The organism is Mycobacterium sp. NGS45, from assembly GCF_059812645.1.
The window spans coordinates 69,400-85,466 of the sequence record NZ_JCALDB010000013.1 but is presented as its reverse complement, the minus strand read 5'-3'; the positions used below and the strand labels follow the sequence as shown (position 1 = coordinate 85,466).

The following is a 16,067-nucleotide window of genomic DNA, read 5'->3' as shown; positions in this document are numbered from 1 at the left end:
ATCACCAGCCGGTGTCCCGCAAACCGCACATCCACCAGCCGTCACCGAGATCCACCGGGTCAGAGCAGATCCAGCCGTAGAGGTCAGCGCCGGCCGGGGACCCCTGCGGCTGGTACAGGTAGCCGCCGGCGTCGTCGGGCACACCGATCCACTGCGGGAAGAAGCGGCTACCGTCCCGATCAGACGATCGACCATCGGCGCTGAGAAAGCGCAACTGCCAGGGCAATTGACTGCCGTAATATCCCGAGCCGGGGTCGGCGGTCAGGGCGCTGTTCAACAACGGCTGGTGCAGCGCGAACCAGGTGCGCGGCGCGATCATCCACAACGAGTTGACCAGCACGGTGATTCCCAGCAAAGCGGGTAGCAGCGTCGCGACCAGCCACCAGCGACGGGACCGGATCAACGCGGCCGCAACCATGATCAGGCCGGCGACGTACAACGCTGCCAGCAGCGGCACCAGCAGCACGTCGAGCAACCACAGCGACGGCCGGAACCAATGCCAGCCGAAGCCGACCAGCCAGCACCCCAACCCGACCCAGAGCAACCGTCGCCGACCCGGAGCCGGCTGCGCCTCTACCCTGTCGGGGTGGCCCATTCGCATTCGCACTCCCATTCGCTGAGCGGTCCGGCGCCGCTGGGACCGCTGGCCGCCCGGATCGTGGTCGGCCTGTTGGTGGCCATCGGTGTCGCCGTGCTCGGTGGTGCCGCGCTGCTGTGGCCCACTCAGCAGAAGGTCGACATTCCACTGCCGTATCAGGATGCCACCGGGGGCGCGGTGAGCACCGAGGCAGGGCGCGTGACGGCGACCGGACTGGGCGACTGCGGCAGTCCGTCGGCCGGACAGGTGCTGACCAGTACACCAGCCCCGGGCGTGGCCGGTGCCGGGCAATGCGTGCAGACCGTGGTCGCCATCGAGTCCGGCCCCAACAGTGGCGCGCGGACTCTGATCGAGTTCAGCCCGGGACCCGGTCAGCCCACCTTCGTGGTCGGTGACGACATCCGGATCACCCGCCAGGTCGATCCGCAGGGCACCACCAGTTACGCGTTCTACGACTACGAACGCGGCTGGCCGTTGGCGCTGCTGGCCGCCGCCTTCGCGCTGGTGATCGTGGTGGTGGCGCGTTGGCGCGGGCTGCGCGCACTGATCGGCATCCTGGTCGCCTTCGTGGTGTTGGTGTTGTTTCTGCTCCCTGCGCTACGGGACGGGGCACCCGCGGTCCCGGTTGCGTTGGTTGCCTCCGCGGCGATCCTGTACGCAGTGATCTACCTGGCGCACGGGGTGAGCCTGCGCACCAGCGCGGCACTGCTGGGGACGTTGATGTCCTTGCTGCTGGCCGCCGGGTTGTCCTGGGCAGCAATCGAATTGGCGCAGTTGACCGGCCTGTCCGAGGAACAGAACAACGAAGTCGCGGCGTATCTGGGGCACGTGTCGATCACCGGCCTGCTGTTGGCGGGCTTCATCATCGGTTCGCTCGGTGTGCTCAACGACGTCACCGTGACACAGGCCTCAACCGTGTTCGAGTTGGCCAACGTCGGTGAAAACACCTCGCGGCGGAGCATTTTCACCGGTGCCATGCGGGTGGGCCGGGACCACATCGCCAGCACGGTGTACACCCTGGTGCTGGCCTACGCCGGCAGCTCGCTGCCGCTGCTGCTGTTGTTCAGCGTGGCCAACCGTTCGCTGGGGGACGTGTTGACCAGTGAGAGCGTGGCCATCGAAATCGCCCGCTCGGCGGTCGGCGGCATCGCCTTGGCGCTGTCGGTGCCGTTGACCACCGGGATCGCGGCGGTATTGGCGACCCCGGCACGCACAGCCGACCAGCACCGTGCTTGACCGCGTTGGCCCAAACCCCGCCGCACTGCGCAACCCGCAAAACCGCAACCTGTGGATGACGGAAAGCCGCTGACCCGGACCTGATCGATACTCGGCCCATGGTCGCTCTCGGGGTCGGCACCTGCGCGGAATGGCGGCGAGCCGGGGTGACCCGGGCCGAACTGCTGCGGGGCCTGCGGACCGGCGCTTTCACCCAGATCAGAAACGGCTGGTATGCGTCCAGCACGGCCGTCCCGGAGGCGGTCGAGGCAGTCACCAAAGGTGGTGCCATCAGCTGCATCTCGGCGCTACGTCACCGCCGCGTCTGGATTCCGCCGCAGCCTGCGAGGCTGCATCTGCGCGGCAATGCGCCGGCACATCGCGCTCACCCGGGCCGCTACTGCACGCAGTTCGGCAGACCTCAGCCAGTGCGCTCGGTCCTCGACGACCCGTTGACCGCATTACGGCACGCCTTGCGTTGTCTGGATGCCGAGGGCATCACCGTGGTCTGCGATTCGTTGCTGAACACCGCGCGGCGGGCTGCAGCCGGCGAACCGGTCACGCAGATCCTGACCCCGACCGAGGTCACCTCCGCCTTCGACGGCGCGCCGGCCCAAATCGTCGAGTGCCTGCACCGCTGCGATGACCGCGCCGCGTCCGGAACCGAGACCATGGCCCGGCTTCGACTGCGCAGCAAGAACATCAAAGTGTCGGTGCAGGAGTCCATTCCTGGCTTGGGCCATGTGGACCTCATTGTGGGAGAACGGCTGCTGATCGAGGTCGACAGCCTCGCACACCACACCGGAATCGAGCACTATCGCGAGGACCGTAGACGCGATCAGGTGGCGGCGCGACTGGGATTGCTGCGGATGCGCCTGACCTACGAGAACGTGGTCTATGAATGGCCGGAAACCGAGCGCGGAATCCTCGCGGCGATACGCGATGGCCATCACCGGGCGCCGCGGCGCCTTCGATAGCCGCCAATCCGTGCACCAGTGTCACCGCTCAGCGTCGGCATGTGCACATTGCAAATGCCGGCGCTGAGCGGTGACACTGGTGCACGGTCTCAGTGGTTCAACAGCTGCAGCAGGTAGTCCCCGTACCGGGATTTCAGCAGGCCCTCGGCGCGGGCCGCCAACTGTGCATCGTCGATGAAGCCCATCCGCCAGGCCACTTCCTCGGGCACACCGATCTTCAGACCTTGGCGGCGCTCGATGGTGCGGATGAAGTCACTGGCATCAGCCAGCGAATCGAAGGTCCCGGTGTCCAGCCAGGCCGTGCCGCGGGCCAGCACCTCGACGGTCAAGGTGCCGCGATTCAGATACGTCAGGTTGACATCGGTGATTTCGAGTTCGCCGCGCGCGGACGGCTTCAGCGAGCGGGCGATCTCGACCACGTCGTTGTCGTAGAAGTACAGACCCGGCACCGCATAGTTGGACTTGGGGGTCTTCGGTTTCTCCTCCAGCGAGACCGCGGTGCCGGTGTCATCGAATTCCACCACGCCGTAGGCCTCGGGTTCGGCCACCCAGTAGGCGAAGATCGCCCCGCCGCGGACCTCGCGGAATCGACTCAGGCTGGTGCCCAGGTCGGGCCCGTAGAAGATGTTGTCGCCCAACGCCAATGCCACCGGCCCGGCACCGATGTGCTCAGCGCCGATGAGGAACGCCTGCGCCAATCCGTCGGGCTGATCCTGGACGGCGTAACTGAGCGAGATGCCGAACTGCGATCCGTCGCCGAGCAGTCGATGAAACGCCGGGGCATCGGCAGCGGTGGTGATCACCAGGATGTCCCGGATGCCCGCCATCATCAACGTGGAGAGCGGGTAGTAGATCAGCGGCTTGTCGTAGACCGGCAGCAACTGCTTGCTGACGCCCATCGTGATCGGGTACAGCCGGGTGCCCGATCCGCCGGCCAGGATGATCCCGCGCATGACTGGCAGCCTAGAGGGCAACCAGCGAAAGCCGGCGCAGTCGCCCCCTTTCGGACCAGTTCCAGGCTGTCATTGGCCGGCGTGGTCGCCGCACGTCGAACCCACCGCCCGCTGATAGTCTGCGCAGTCAGCTATCGGGAGGGACCAGTAGATGACGACACCACCGCCTAGTTACGGAGCCGCGCCGACACTGCCACCCGGTCCGCACCCGTCCGCACCGCCCATCAAAGCGATTCCAACATGGCCTTTCCTGGCCGTGATGATCGGTGCCACGGTGTTGTTCTTCTTGACCCGGGTTTACCTTTTCACCCGAGTTTTCCGTGACTACACACCGTTTTGGGTCTTCTTCGGCCTCACCACCCTGGTCACCCTCATCTGCGTCGTCGGCCTGGTGGTTGCTGAGCGAATGAACGCCAAGGCGGGCACCGACGCGGCGGCACGCCCGCTGTGGCCGTACGTCGCCACGCTTGTGTTCGCAGTCGTGACTGTCCTTTGGACCGGCCCGATCGCTCTGATCATTCTGATCGGCGCGATCACCGGCCTGGTGCTGCGCAGCAAGACCAACCGTCGTGTCGCCGGGGGCGCATCTGCGGGCAACCTGCCACCCGCGCCGATCGGCTACACCACCGACGGCCAACCGATCTATCCCGTGGTCGGCTATACCCCTGACGGCAGACCGGTAACCGCCGACCGCGCCGTCGGCCTGCAGGCACCCGCCGGGGTGCGTGGCACCAATTCGATGGCAATCGTCGCACTGATCACCGGTCTGACTGTGGCGCCGCTCGGCATCGTCTTCGGCCACATCGCGCTGTCCCAGATCAAACGCACCGGCGAGGACGGCCGCGGCTTCGGCATCGCCGGGCTGGTCTTGGGCTACCTGGGCCTGGCCGGCTGGATCGCCGGCATCGTCGTCTGGATCGCGATCCTCAACGGCGCGCTCACGATCTAGACGAGGTCGGCTTCAGTCAGGTCGGTCGCGGCCAGTGCAGAAGCCAGGTCGTCGTGCCGGAACACCGACGCGACCTGATCGTGCACCACCCGGAAGGCTGACGCCTGGGTACGGCCGTCGTCCAGCGTCTGTTCGGCCACCACGACGCCGTGGTGCACGAAGAGCCGGCCGACCGTGATCGTCTCGTTGATTTCCTGCGCGAACTCCTGCAACGCATCCAACCCCTGCGCCGCGCCGTGCGCGTAGGAGATCTCGATGGCGTCGGTCGACAGCTTCAGCAGCGTGTCGACGTCCTTGGCGTTCAAGGCGTCGTGCCAGGCCAACACGGTGGCCACCTCGGAAGTACTCATACCAAGCAACCTATCCGGTCAGATTTTGGTACCGACCAGCCAGGTGTCGAGCAGCTCCTGGTCACCGAACACCTGCACGGCAGTGTCGGCCGCCGCGCGCCGGTGCGTGGTGATCAGCAGCAGATCGGTCACCGGTCCGCGCAGCGCTAGGTCGCCCTTGCCGTGCTCATGCGACCAGGACTTGCCCTGGATCATCCACTCCCCGTCGACACCCAGTCCGTCATCGGTGGCGTGCAGGTGCACCGCCGCGTCCACACCGGGTCCCAAGGCGGTGGTCAGGCTCAGCCATTCGCTGATCGCGTCGGCGGCCAGGTCGGGACGCACCTGCACATCGGCGCCGACCGCGAGTTCGGCATCCAGCCGGTGCACCAGCACCTCGTGTAACCGCCGACGCAGCCACCAGCCGGCTGGTTGCGGACCCACAAAGGTCCACACCTGCGCTTCGGGGTCAGCGGCTACCGCGTCGAGCAGCAGTTGGGCACCGTCGTGCAACCATGCGGCTTCGGCGCCCTCGGCCGGTTTGCCGTCCCGCACCGCCCGCGGGTCCAGCCCGTCGGTCACCCGGTCGGCGATGATCTGGGCCGCCCAGCGGTTGCCTCGGCCGACGTGCCGGAACAGCTGACCCAGGTTCCAGCCCGGGCAACTCGGCACCGCGACATCCGGGTCGGCGCCGGCGACCACTTCCCCGAAAGCACGATTCTGGGCGACGAACTCAGCAGCGAAATCCACTCGGTCAGCGTACGAGCCGACCCAGACAATGCACCCGCCAATCGGCGGACTGCCAGCGCGAAACGTCCAAACAGTTGCGCCCGTCCACGATCACCTTGGCCCGCACCACCTCGGCCAGCTCGTCTGGATTGAGGTCGATGAACTCCCGCCATTCGGTGAGCACCAGCACCGCGTCAGCACGTTCGCACGCCTCCAGCGCCGAGGTGGAGTAGTTCAGGGTGGGAAAGACCCGGCGGGAATTCTCCAGCGCCTTCGGGTCGTACACGTTGACCGTCGCTCCGTTGAGCTGCAGCATGCCGGCGACGTTGAGCGCCGGGGAATCTCGCACATCGTCGGATTCCGGTTTGAATGCCGCGCCGAGCACCGCGATGTTGGCACCCAGCAGCGAACCGCCGCACGCGGCCGTGGCCAACTCCACCATCCGGGTGCGCCGGCGCATGTTGATGCCGTCCACTTCCCGCAGGAAGGTCAACGCGTGGCTGGCGCCGAGTTCGCCGGCGCGGGCCATGAAGGCGCGAATGTCCTTAGGCAGGCAGCCGCCACCAAAACCCAAGCCGGCGTTGAGAAATCGCCGGCCGATGCGCGGGTCATAGCCCAGCGCATCGGCCAGCACAGTCACGTCTGCGTCTGCCGCCTCGCACACTTCCGAGATGGCATTGATGAAGGAAATCTTGGTGGCCAAGAAGGCGTTCGCCGACACCTTGACCAACTCGGCGGTCTGCAGATCGGTCAGCAGGAAGGGCACCTCCCGCGCCAGTAGCGGGGCATAGACTTCGCGCACCGCGGCCTCGGCCTGGGTGGAATCCCGGCCCACCCCCAGCACGATCCGGTCCGGCCGCAGGGTGTCTTCGACGGCGAATCCCTCCCGCAGGAACTCCGGGTTCCACGCGACGTCCACGTTCACCCCGACGGGCGCTAATTTCGCTGCCCGGCAAGCCAATTCGGCGGCAGTACCCACCGGAACCGTGGACTTGCCGATGATCACCGCGTCCCGGGTCAGCCGGGGCACCAGTTCGTCGATGACGGCGTGCACGTGACGCAGGTCGGCGGCCAACTCGCCCTTCTTCTGCGGCGTCCCGACCCCGAGGAAGTGCACGTCGGCAAACTCCGCCGCCTCGTCGTATTCGGTGGTGAACCGCAGCCGTCCGGCAGAAAGATTCTCGGCCAACAGCTTTCGCAGGCCAGGTTCGTAGAACGGGATGTCACCGGAGGCCAGCTTGGCCACCTTGCCCGGATCGATATCGACACCGACGACGTCGTGGCCCAGTTCAGCCATTCCGACGGCGTGGGTCGCACCCAGGTAACCCAGACCGAACACTGTGCAGCGCATGCCACGAGTGTTTCGGTCCTGGATGAGCGGGCCGCATCAACCAGTTGAGCGGCGTGCTAACGCCAGGTGACGACTCGGCAGCCTCAGCGCCCGAACGACGGGAACGGCCACAGCGGGTTGTCGCTGCCGCGTCGCGGTGAATCCGATCCGCGCCGTGGGGAATCCGAGTCCTTACCGGACTGCGGCCACTGCGGCTCGCTTTGCCGCGGACGCTCGCTCTGCACCGGCCATTGCGGTTGCTGGCGTTCGGGCTGTTGCTGCGAGCGATCCGGCCAGTCCACATCGGGCCAGCTGTTCGGCGGATCCCAGTCGTCATCGATCCGGCTCGACGGCTCCCACGGCGGTTTGAACACATCGGAAATCCGGGGCAGCCGGATCACCGGCGCCGGGATGACGACCGGCGGTGCGATCACCGGCGCTTCGACCACCGGCGCGGCCGGCTCGGGAGCCGGGACTGCGGCGGGCGGCTCCACCACCGGGGCCGCCGGCGCCGGAGCGGCGGGAGCCGGAGCGGCGGGTGCTGGTGCAGCCGGGGCTGGTGCGGCCGGCGCGTTGTCGACGAACACCGTGCGCGGTGCCTGCTGCGGAGCTTCCTGCACCACCGGCTTGGGCGCCGGGATGGTTTCGATGGCCGGCGCTTGCGGGGCCGACGGCGGGGCGGCCTCCGGCGTCGGTGCGGGGAACACGGTCTCGGCCGGCGGGGCGGTCTCGGTCGGGACCACCACGCTCTCACCGGGCGCCGGACGCTGATCCACGGTGGGCCGGATCGTCACCGCCAATGAGACCACCAGCGCCGACACCCCGATCACGAAGATCGACGTCATGGCGCTGCCGACCAGCAGGAACGGTTTGCGTCCGGACTGTGCAGGCACGCCGTCGGCGGCGGCAGCCGGCAGGTCGGCGTCGAGTCCACTGAGCAGCAGGTCGGGTTCGTCGGCGTCCACCTCGCTGTAGGCCAAGCCGCCCGAACCAGTCGCCGCGGCGTCGTCGGCCTTGGCGAACGCCAGACCCACGGTGGACGCCTCAAACGGCGGGGCGCCGGCCGCGGCCAGTGCGGCGCCGCGCGCCAACGCCAACTCGGCCTCCTCGGGCGCATGCACCGGCAGTGACGTCGCCGAGTCGAGCTCCAGCTTGATCGCCGCGACGCTGATCCCGGACCCGACCACGAACACGCCCTGCGGCGGGGCGTCGAGTTGCTCCAAACCGGTCACCATCGCGCCGAGCTCGGCCACCGCGTCCGCGGTGTGCAGATCGCGGGTCTGCACCTTGACCACCGAGCCGTCGGCGGTGTCGACCACCGACAGCGTCGCGGTGTCGCGCTCCAGGAACATCAACGCGGTGCGGTCATAGCCCACCGCCCGGCCGACGGCTTGGGCCAGCGCGCCGGCGGCGTGCAACTCCGAGACCAGCAGCACGTCGTCGATGTCGCGGGCGGCCAGTTCGTCGCGCAGCGCGGCCGCTTCGTCGTGGTCTCGCCAGGTGACCCCGGTGGTCACCAATCGGTGACCGCTTTCGGCCGCACTCTCGCGGGTGCCCAGGATGGCCGCGACCACTTGTTCGGAAGCTGTTGCTGACGGCTGCTGCTGCGCTACTTCGAAGGCGTCGTGGTCGACGGTGGGGCCGTCGCCCTTTTCGCCTTCGACCAGCACCATGCGGACCGTCTCTGGTGTCAGGGACACACCAAGTACGATGTCCACAACCCCTCCAAATCAGTTCGCCACGTCGTCAAGTTTCGGTTCGGGAAGCCACACCGGTCACGAGTTCACTAAGAACTTCATCGCTGCCGCCACCTGCAGTGTTACCGCATTTCGGCGACCACCACGATGCAGTTGTGAACGCACCCGCGCGGCTGGCCGGCCCGCTGAAACCACCCTACGCGTGCGGCCCGGGATCGGGACCGACGACGGCGGCCTCAGCTCATCCGGACGAAGTTCTGGTAGGACTTCGACGGCGTCGGGCCGCGCTGGCCCTGGTACTTGGAGCCCACCTTGTCGGTGCCGTAAGGATGTTCGGCGGGGCTGGTCAACCGCAGCAGGCAGAGCTGACCGATCTTCATGCCCGGCCACAGCGTGATCGGCAGGTTGGCCACATTCGACAGTTCCAGCGTGATGTGCCCGGAGAAGCCGGGGTCGATGAAACCCGCCGTGGAATGCGTCAACAACCCCAGCCGGCCCAGTGAGGACTTGCCTTCGAGCCGGCCAGCCAGATCGTCGGGCAGGGTGCAGCGTTCCAGCGTGGCGCCCAGCACGAACTCGCCCGGGTGCAGCACGAACGGCTCACCTTCCTTGGGTTCGACCAAGGTGGTGAGGTCGTCCTGGCGCTGCGCCGGGTCGATGTGGGTGTAGCGCGTGTTGTTGAACACCCGGAACAGGTTGTCCAGCCGGACGTCGATGCTCGACGGCTGGACCAGGGACGCGTCGAACGGGTCGATACCCAGACGCCCGGCCTCGATTTCGGCCCGCAGATCGCGATCGGAGAGCAGCACCCGACGAGCGTATCGGCCCGACGACGAATGCCGGGCGCCGACTGGAGTCGACGCCCGGCATTCCGGTCAGCGGTGAGCCGTCAGTTGCAGGCCCAGCTGTCGATGTAACCGCCGCCGAGGTTGGCGATCGCATCGTTTTGTGCTGCGGCCAGGGTGGGCCCGGTGCCGCCGTGGTAGTAGCTGCCGTCGTAGGCGACCGCACCGCATCCGGTGAACGTGCTCAACACCTTGCAGCTGCCGTAGCCGCAGTAGTTCAGCGCGGTCTGCTCGGCGTCGCCACGGGTCGGGTAGTTCCAGGACGAACCCCAGGCACCGTTCGGCGCGTAGGCGATCGCACCGTAGTACAGCCGGGCATCGGCATCCGGTGCGCCGACGATCGAGGCCGCCGTCGCGGCAATGGCACCGGCCAACGCGATCCCCGCGCGCTGCCGAAGAGAAATCGTGGTCATTTCATGTTCCTTTCTTCGACCGCTGGATCAGACCGGCTTGGTCGCGGTGACTTGCTTGTTGAATTCGGACAGGGTCAGGGTGACGGTGGCGTCGGGGGCCGGGGTGAGCTGGGCCTTGAGCAGGTGGTGGCTGCCGTCGTCGGCGATCCAGACGGTGGTGGGCAGCTCGGTCTCTTCTTCGGGCGCCATCTTGGAACCGGTGAGCACCAGGATGTCGTTGGACGACGAGGTGCCGGTGACCTTGGTGGCCTTGACGCCGTTGACGTCCTCGGTGCCTTCACTCTTGGGGTCCTGCAGGTTGGCCAGCACGTTGGCCAGGCCCTTTTCCGGGTCGAGGAGCACCGAGACGTTGTAGATCGACGTTCCTTCGCCGTAATCGGTGAACTTGCCGGGTTCGGCGACGTCGGAGTACAGGTGGCCGTCGACAAAGACGAACTTCGCGGTCACGGTCTCCTGGCCCAGGCTGATGTCGGCAGTGCCCTCGGCCACGGTCTGCGGTTCGGTCGAGATGTCGCCTTCGACCTTGGTGACCTTCAGGTTCGGCACCTTGCCCTCGGCGGTCAGCAGCAAATGCGCGCCGGTGACCTTGCCCATCGCTTCGGCGGACTGCTGCACCACTGCTGCGGCGTCGCCGGACTGCGAGGTATCCGAATCTGGCGTGCACGCGGTGAGCGCGAAAGCCGATGCGGCTGCTACGGCTATTGCGGCACGAAGCCCGAATTTCATAGCTTTCTCCTTTGCTTCGCCGCCCTTCCGCGGCACTGGGATGACAGTAACCGATGCGCGCTACGGTTTCAAGCGTTAAAACGTAGCGGGTCAGATTTTGTCTGCGATCTGCTCCACGATGTCCTCGGCCTGCGGGCCGGGCGCCGGCGCGCAGGTGCGCACGTCGATCACCACGTTGGACGTGGCAGTCAACGCCCGCTGACATGCCCGGCCGGGCAAATTCAACCACACCGTGGAGCGGCCGTCCTCGCTGCCGGCGGCACCCATCTGGGCCGGCTCGGCCGGTTCGGTGCCGACGGTGACCGTGCTGTTCGCGCAGCCCATCCACGCAGCGGCTTCGTGGTCCTGGAACACCGCGGCGTCGTCGGCGCTGGGGAACAACGTGACGTACTGGACGACGGTCCGGGCCGGCTCGGTCGGGTCGGTGACCGTCGAGCTGGCCATGTGGGTGAAGCCGGTGTCGGCGGTGTAGACCGCCTCGTTGCCGGGGTCGACGGCGCCGGTGCACTTGGCCGGGTCGACCACACCGGGGTGCGGCCGGTCGGCGGTCACCGGTTGGGCGTCGACCAGCGCGGGGGCCTGCATCACCGACGACAACACACTGGTGCTGAGCAGCAGACCGGACAGCGCCGACGGCTCCACCGGGTCCTGTTCCTCGGCCGGGCCTTGGCCCGGCAGCTGCGGGAAGGCCTGGGTCGTGCGCGTGGTGCTGTCCTTGGTGGCGAAGCTGAGCGAGCCGACGAAGCCCACCACGACCAGCAGCGCGACCGTGGCGAACCCCCAGCGGCGAAGTCCGCCAAGGTCTTTGCCGCTGGCGTCGGCCTTGGCGCCGGCGGCGGCCGGCGCGTGCCGCGCGGCCGGCTGATCGGAGCCGGGCAGCCGCAACCGCCAGCGCAGCACCGCGGCGAACACCACCGTCAACAGCAGCAGCATCGCGAGGTCCAGCGCCCACCAACCCAGCGAGTGTCGCCACAGCACATCGTCGTTGGGCTCGAGCGGCGCCATCTTCAACAGGTCGATGGTCGATGCCGAGGCGGCATAGCCCCAGCGGGCCGGCAAGAACCAGGACAGTTGATCGAGGACCGGACGCCCGGTTACCGGGATCATGCCGCCGGCGAAGACGATCGAGAGCATGATCGTCACCACCAGCATGGGCAGGATCTGCTCGGTCGACTTGGCGATCGAGGACAGCAGCAGGCCCAGCACGGCCGAGGCGATCGCGGTCAGCGCCAACCCGAGGTAGAGCTCGCCGATCGCCGACCCCAGCAGACCCGCGACCGGGCGGCCCTTGCCGATCACCACGATCGCGACCAGCACCGCGGTCTGCACGGCCGCGGCCACGCTGTACACCAGGATCTTGGCGGCCAGATACGCCGACGCCGACAGCCCGACGGCCTGTTCGCGGCGGAAGATGGAACGTTCCCCAACCAGGTCGCGGATGGTCAGCGCGGTCCCCATGAACACCGCGGCGATGTTGAGCAGGATCAGCAACTGCACCGGCTCGTTGGGGGCGCTGCCCCGCGCGTCGGCCTGCCCCAGCCCGGCTGTGCCGGGGACCACCAACGACAGCGCACCGAGCACGAACGGCAGCACCGCCAGGAAGATGAAGTAGGCCCGGTCGGAGACGATCAGCCGGACTTGACGGCGGGCGATGGTGGCGACCTGGCGCCACAGGCTGGTGTGCGCCGGCTCGCCCGCCGGGGCATCCGAGACCGCGGGTTCTGGTGGCGGAGAACCGAATCCGGCCCGAGCCAGATACGCCTGATGCGCGCCGTCCGGGTTGGTCGATACCCAGGCGAAGATGTCGGCCCAGTCCTCGGTGCCGATCTCGGCCGCGATCGCGCTGGGCGGTCCGGAGTACGCGGTCTTGCCGCCCGGGGCCAGCAGCAGCACTTGGTCACACATGTTGAGGTAGGTCAGCGAGTGGGTGACCACCAGCACCACCCGGCCGGCATCGGCCAGCCGACGCAGCATGCCCATCACCTGCCGGTCCAACGCCGGGTCCAGCCCGGAGGTGGGTTCGTCGAGGATCAGCAGCGACGGGCCGGTGAGCAGTTCCATGGCCACCGAGACCCGTTTGCGCTGACCGCCGGAGAGCTTGTCGATCCGCTTGTCGCGGTGCTGGGTCAGCTCGAGTTCGTCGAGCACACGCGCCACGATCTGTTCCCGGTCGGTCTTGCTGGTATCCGGCGGCAGTCGCAGTTCGGCGGCGTAGCCCAGGGCCCGCTCGACGGTGAGCTGGCGGTGCACCACGTCTTCCTGCGGTACCACCCCGATCCGGGACCGCAGCGAGGCGTAGGCCGCGTGCACGTCGTGCCCGTCGAAACTGACCCAGCCGGCGCTCGGGGTGTTGCCGCCGCCCACCACGTTGATCAGCGTGGACTTACCTGCTCCGGACGGCCCGATCACCGCGGTCAGGGTGCCCGGCTTGGCGGTGAACGAGACGTCGCTGAGCAACTCCTTCTCGTCGATCACCAGGCCGACGCGGTGCGCGGCCACACCGCCGACGTGCGGTTCGGCCTCGCGCGGAACCAACGTGGTGCCGTTGAAGGTCAGGTCGGTGTTGCCCACCGTGACGGCGTCGCCGCGGCGCAGCGGCGCGACCGTGACGCGGTGGCCGTTGACGAAGGTGCCGTTGCTGGAGCGGTTGTCCCGGATCTCGGTCCCCGACGGTGTGGGGACCAGGAAGGCGTGCACCCGGGACACCAGCGCATCGCTGACGACGATTCCGCTGTCCTCGGCGCGACCGATGGTGATTGCGCCGGTCGGTTGGTTCGGGGCACGTTGCGGCAGCACCCGCTTGACCGCGCCGCTGACCCGCCCGGTGGTGTCGCCCACCCCGGGCGGGGGCGCGGTAGGCGGACGCGACGGCGTCATCGGCCGCGGCGGCGGCCCCTGCCGTTGCGGCGGCATCGGGCGCGGTGGCGTCGGACGTTGCGGTCCGCTATGTCGTTGCTGCGGAATCGGATTGGGTCGCGAGGGCGGCCCGCTGGGCTGCGCCGGCCGCGGGGGCGGTGGCGCGACCCGGAACACCGAGGTGCGCTGTTCCGGCGGTTCGGCGGACTCCGGTGACGACTCAGCTGACGGCGCGGGCGACGGTTCCGCCGCCGGCCGCGCGGCCGACGGCGGGGTCCCGGCTGCGAGCTGTCGGATCACCGCGGTGCTCAGCTGGAAGGTCAGTTTCGGGCCATCCGGTGCGCCCAGAGCGACGCTGACGTCGTCGTGCAGCGGCACCTTGGTCACGCGGGAGCCGTTGACGAAGATGCCGTTGCGGCTCTTGTCGATGGCAAACCACTGGGTGCCGTCGTACTGCAACACCGCATGGACGCGGGAGATCAGTTCCCACTGCGGCGCGTCGGCAACACTGATATCGCAGTCCACGTTGCGGCCCACGGTGACATCCCGGCCGCCCGGGAAGGTGTACATGGCCGTGCCTACGTGCACGGTCAGCGGTGACGCAGTTACCGGACCACTCATGAAATGAAAACCCCCACGCTCGACGACGCCACGGGTCTCATCCTGTCAGCTATTCGGGACTCTCCGGTCACTTGTTGGGCCGTTGGGGTCGATTTCCCGCGTTGGGGCCTCGCCGTCGGCCGGAGGCCCAGCTCCGATGACACGGCGACGAGCCGTCGCAGCTACCTAAGTGCGGTGCTACCGCAGACCCGGCACTGCTGCCGACCCTGATCTGCGGCTGCCCTGTATGCTCTCAGTCCGAGACAACCGTCTCATGCCGATGTAGTTCAATGGCAGAACATCAGCTTCCCAAGCTGAATACGCGGGTTCGATTCCCGTCATCGGCTCCAGTTTGACCAGGGCTTTACCCGAGTTGTGGCGTGCAGGAGCGGCTGCGCGAAATCTGAGGACCAGCTGACCTCGGTGATGCCACGATATTGACGTGACCGATCGACAGCTGCGCTACGCCCGCAACGGCGAAGTGCGCTTGGCCTACCGGGTGTTCGGCGATGCCGGCCCATTCGTTATTTGGGTGCCCGGGTGGACGCTGAGCAACGTCGACACGATCGACCAACCCGGAAGCCCATATGCCGACGCCATCGACGTCGCTTCCCAATCCACCCGGTACATAGTCTGGGACCGACGCGGGACAGGCCTGTCGGACCCGTCGACACAGTTGCCGTCACTAGACGAGCGGCTCGACGATGTGCGGGCGTTCTGGATGCCGTCGGAGCAGACCGCGCGGCATTCTTCGGCACCAGCGAGGGCGGATCGGTGAGCGTGTTATTCGCCGCCACCCACCCCGAGCGGGTTCAGTCGCTGGTCCTGTACGGCACCGCCGCGCGGTACTCACGAGACCCGCCCGACTTCCCGTGGGGGTTCACGCCTGCCGAAATCGAATCGCAGCTCGACGAGATCGACCGCTGTTGGGGAGAAGGTGCGCTGGCCGATCTTTTCTACGGCGAGACGGCCGACACTCCCGGCGTCAAGGAAATGTTCGGCAGGCTTCAACGGGCCATGGCGAGCCCGACAATGGCCAAGCTGTGGTGGAGGGCGTTCATGGAGATCGACGTCCGCGCCGTAGCGGCCTCGGTGCAGGCGCCGACCTTGGTCCTGGCACGTCACGGCGATCGGATGGTGCCGTTCGAGGCAGCCGCCGCCCTGGCCGCAGCCATCCCGGAGGCTCAATTCCAGCCATTGCGACCCGGACCACACAGCCCCTTCGACATCATCGACGACCTGCAACCGGCGATCATCGAGTTCGTCTGCGAGAAGCCGAGCGAAGGCTCCGACGAGCGGATCCTGAAGACCGTGCTGTTCACCGATATCGTCGGCTCCACCGAACGACTCAGCGCCAGCGGCGACGCGCACTGGCGTCACCAGCTCGACGCCCACGACAAGATCGTTGACTGGCTGGTGGAGAAATACGGTGGCCACCAAGCGAAGCACACGGGCGATGGCGTGTTCGCGCTCTTCGACGGGCCGACCAAAGCGGCTCGCTGCGCTTTGGATATGGTCCCGGCCCTCGCGGCACGCGGCGTCACGATCCGGGCCGGCATCCATGTCGGCGAATGCGAGCGGCGTGGCGATGAATGGAGCGGGATGGCCGTGCACACCGGCGCGCGCATCGGTGCATTGGCCGGCGCAGGCGAGGTGTTGGCCAGCCGCACGGTCCGCGACCTCTCCGCCGGATCGGGCCTGACGTACGAAAGCCTTGGTCCACAACAGCTCAAGGGCCTACTCGAAGAGATCGATGTCTATCGGGTCTGTCCACCAAAGGTCTAACCATGCAGCTGGATCACGTTGTCCCCGTGGCACTTCGGCGCAGCCGCCGCTATCTTTTCGTCATC

Annotated in this window: 15 protein-coding genes and 1 tRNA gene; 6 read left to right on the top strand and 10 right to left on the bottom strand. The window is 67.6% G+C overall.

Annotation, left to right across the window (positions count from 1 at the left end; all coding sequences use genetic code 11):
- Nucleotide 1: 1 nt before the first annotated feature.
- The gene (locus tag AC5Y3P_RS13905) at nucleotides 2-601 is read right to left on the bottom strand and encodes a hypothetical protein (protein ID WP_500046488.1); all 600 of its coding nucleotides are present in this window, start codon (nucleotides 599-601) and stop codon (nucleotides 2-4) included.
- On the opposite strand from AC5Y3P_RS13905, the gene AC5Y3P_RS13900 reads away from it, so the two are divergent.
- Together AC5Y3P_RS13900 and AC5Y3P_RS13895 are read left to right on the top strand one after the other, a co-directional pair.
- Nucleotides 587-1,834, top strand: a complete 1,248-nt coding sequence (locus tag AC5Y3P_RS13900; RefSeq protein ID WP_500046487.1) for a YibE/F family protein — start codon at nucleotides 587-589, stop codon at nucleotides 1,832-1,834. The genes AC5Y3P_RS13905 and AC5Y3P_RS13900 overlap by 15 nt on opposite strands.
- Nucleotides 1,835-1,932: 98 nt before the next feature.
- Entirely contained in the window at nucleotides 1,933-2,790 is an 858-nt protein-coding gene (locus AC5Y3P_RS13895) for an endonuclease domain-containing protein (protein ID WP_500046486.1), read from the top strand.
- Between the two features lie 89 nt (nucleotides 2,791-2,879).
- Here the strand turns inward: AC5Y3P_RS13895 and rfbA are convergent, their stop codons facing one another.
- On the bottom strand, nucleotides 2,880-3,743 hold the full coding sequence (rfbA, locus tag AC5Y3P_RS13890) for a glucose-1-phosphate thymidylyltransferase RfbA (protein WP_500046485.1): 864 nt from the start codon (nucleotides 3,741-3,743) through the stop codon (nucleotides 2,880-2,882).
- A 277-nt stretch (nucleotides 3,744-4,020) separates the two neighbouring features.
- Between rfbA and AC5Y3P_RS13885 the strand changes: the two genes are divergently transcribed.
- Complete coding sequence (locus AC5Y3P_RS13885; protein WP_500046484.1) at nucleotides 4,021-4,692, top strand: DUF4190 domain-containing protein; 672 nt, start codon at nucleotides 4,021-4,023, stop codon at nucleotides 4,690-4,692.
- On the opposite strand, the gene AC5Y3P_RS13880 is transcribed toward AC5Y3P_RS13885, so the two are convergent.
- The 8 genes from AC5Y3P_RS13880 to AC5Y3P_RS13845 all read right to left on the bottom strand — a co-directional run bounded on the left by AC5Y3P_RS13880 (nucleotide 4,689) and on the right by AC5Y3P_RS13845 (nucleotide 14,238).
- The gene (locus AC5Y3P_RS13880) at nucleotides 4,689-5,042 is read right to left on the bottom strand and encodes a nuclear transport factor 2-like protein (protein WP_500046483.1); all 354 of its coding nucleotides are present in this window, start codon (nucleotides 5,040-5,042) and stop codon (nucleotides 4,689-4,691) included. The genes AC5Y3P_RS13885 and AC5Y3P_RS13880 overlap by 4 nt on opposite strands.
- Before the next feature lie 18 nt (nucleotides 5,043-5,060).
- Complete coding sequence (locus AC5Y3P_RS13875; RefSeq protein ID WP_500046482.1) at nucleotides 5,061-5,771, bottom strand: maleylpyruvate isomerase family mycothiol-dependent enzyme; 711 nt, start codon at nucleotides 5,769-5,771, stop codon at nucleotides 5,061-5,063.
- A 4-nt stretch (nucleotides 5,772-5,775) separates the two neighbouring features.
- Nucleotides 5,776-7,101: a UDP-glucose dehydrogenase family protein gene (locus AC5Y3P_RS13870; protein WP_500046481.1), complete on the bottom strand. Its 1,326-nt coding sequence runs from the start codon at nucleotides 7,099-7,101 to the stop codon at nucleotides 5,776-5,778.
- A gap of 83 nt (nucleotides 7,102-7,184) precedes the next feature.
- Nucleotides 7,185-8,798 (bottom strand): DUF7159 family protein, encoded by a 1,614-nt coding sequence (locus tag AC5Y3P_RS13865; RefSeq protein ID WP_500046480.1) that lies wholly within the window; start codon nucleotides 8,796-8,798, stop codon nucleotides 7,185-7,187.
- A gap of 215 nt (nucleotides 8,799-9,013) precedes the next feature.
- The gene (gene dcd / locus AC5Y3P_RS13860; RefSeq protein WP_500046479.1) at nucleotides 9,014-9,586 is read right to left on the bottom strand and encodes a dCTP deaminase; all 573 of its coding nucleotides are present in this window, start codon (nucleotides 9,584-9,586) and stop codon (nucleotides 9,014-9,016) included.
- 80 nt (nucleotides 9,587-9,666) lie between these two features.
- Nucleotides 9,667-10,035, bottom strand: coding sequence for a DUF4189 domain-containing protein (locus AC5Y3P_RS13855; RefSeq protein ID WP_500046478.1), 369 nt, complete (start codon nucleotides 10,033-10,035; stop codon nucleotides 9,667-9,669).
- Nucleotides 10,036-10,062: 27 nt separating this feature from the next.
- On the bottom strand, nucleotides 10,063-10,761 hold the full coding sequence (locus AC5Y3P_RS13850; RefSeq protein ID WP_500046477.1) for an LppX_LprAFG lipoprotein: 699 nt from the start codon (nucleotides 10,759-10,761) through the stop codon (nucleotides 10,063-10,065).
- 90 nt (nucleotides 10,762-10,851) lie between these two features.
- Complete coding sequence (locus AC5Y3P_RS13845; RefSeq protein WP_500046476.1) at nucleotides 10,852-14,238, bottom strand: FHA domain-containing protein; 3,387 nt, start codon at nucleotides 14,236-14,238, stop codon at nucleotides 10,852-10,854.
- Nucleotides 14,239-14,493: 255 nt separating this feature from the next.
- Between AC5Y3P_RS13845 and AC5Y3P_RS13840 the strand changes: the two genes are divergently transcribed.
- The 3 genes from AC5Y3P_RS13840 (at nucleotide 14,494) to AC5Y3P_RS13830 (ending at nucleotide 16,002) form a co-directional block, all read left to right on the top strand.
- Nucleotides 14,494-14,567, top strand: a tRNA-Gly gene (locus AC5Y3P_RS13840).
- 92 nt (nucleotides 14,568-14,659) lie between these two features.
- A complete protein-coding gene (locus tag AC5Y3P_RS13835; protein ID WP_500046475.1) occupies nucleotides 14,660-14,995 on the top strand; it encodes an alpha/beta fold hydrolase in 336 nt (111 codons plus the stop codon).
- Nucleotides 14,992-16,002, top strand: coding sequence for an adenylate/guanylate cyclase domain-containing protein (locus tag AC5Y3P_RS13830; RefSeq protein WP_500046474.1), 1,011 nt, complete (start codon nucleotides 14,992-14,994; stop codon nucleotides 16,000-16,002). The genes AC5Y3P_RS13835 and AC5Y3P_RS13830 overlap by 4 nt, the downstream gene beginning before the upstream one ends.
- Nucleotides 16,003-16,067: the final 65 nt, after the last annotated feature.

Coding starts and splice junctions, on each gene's coding strand:
- AC5Y3P_RS13905 (WP_500046488.1), bottom strand. CDS start 601: ATGCGAATGGGCCACCCCGACAGGGTAGAGGCGCAGCCGGCTCCGGGT.
- AC5Y3P_RS13895 (WP_500046486.1), top strand. CDS start 1,933: ATGGTCGCTCTCGGGGTCGGCACCTGCGCGGAATGGCGGCGAGCCGGG.
- rfbA (WP_500046485.1), bottom strand. CDS start 3,743: ATGCGCGGGATCATCCTGGCCGGCGGATCGGGCACCCGGCTGTACCCG.
- AC5Y3P_RS13880 (WP_500046483.1), bottom strand. CDS start 5,042: ATGAGTACTTCCGAGGTGGCCACCGTGTTGGCCTGGCACGACGCCTTG.
- AC5Y3P_RS13870 (WP_500046481.1), bottom strand. CDS start 7,101: ATGCGCTGCACAGTGTTCGGTCTGGGTTACCTGGGTGCGACCCACGCC.
- AC5Y3P_RS13855 (WP_500046478.1), bottom strand. CDS start 10,035: ATGACCACGATTTCTCTTCGGCAGCGCGCGGGGATCGCGTTGGCCGGT.
- AC5Y3P_RS13850 (WP_500046477.1), bottom strand. CDS start 10,761: ATGAAATTCGGGCTTCGTGCCGCAATAGCCGTAGCAGCCGCATCGGCT.
- AC5Y3P_RS13845 (WP_500046476.1), bottom strand. CDS start 14,238: ATGAGTGGTCCGGTAACTGCGTCACCGCTGACCGTGCACGTAGGCACG.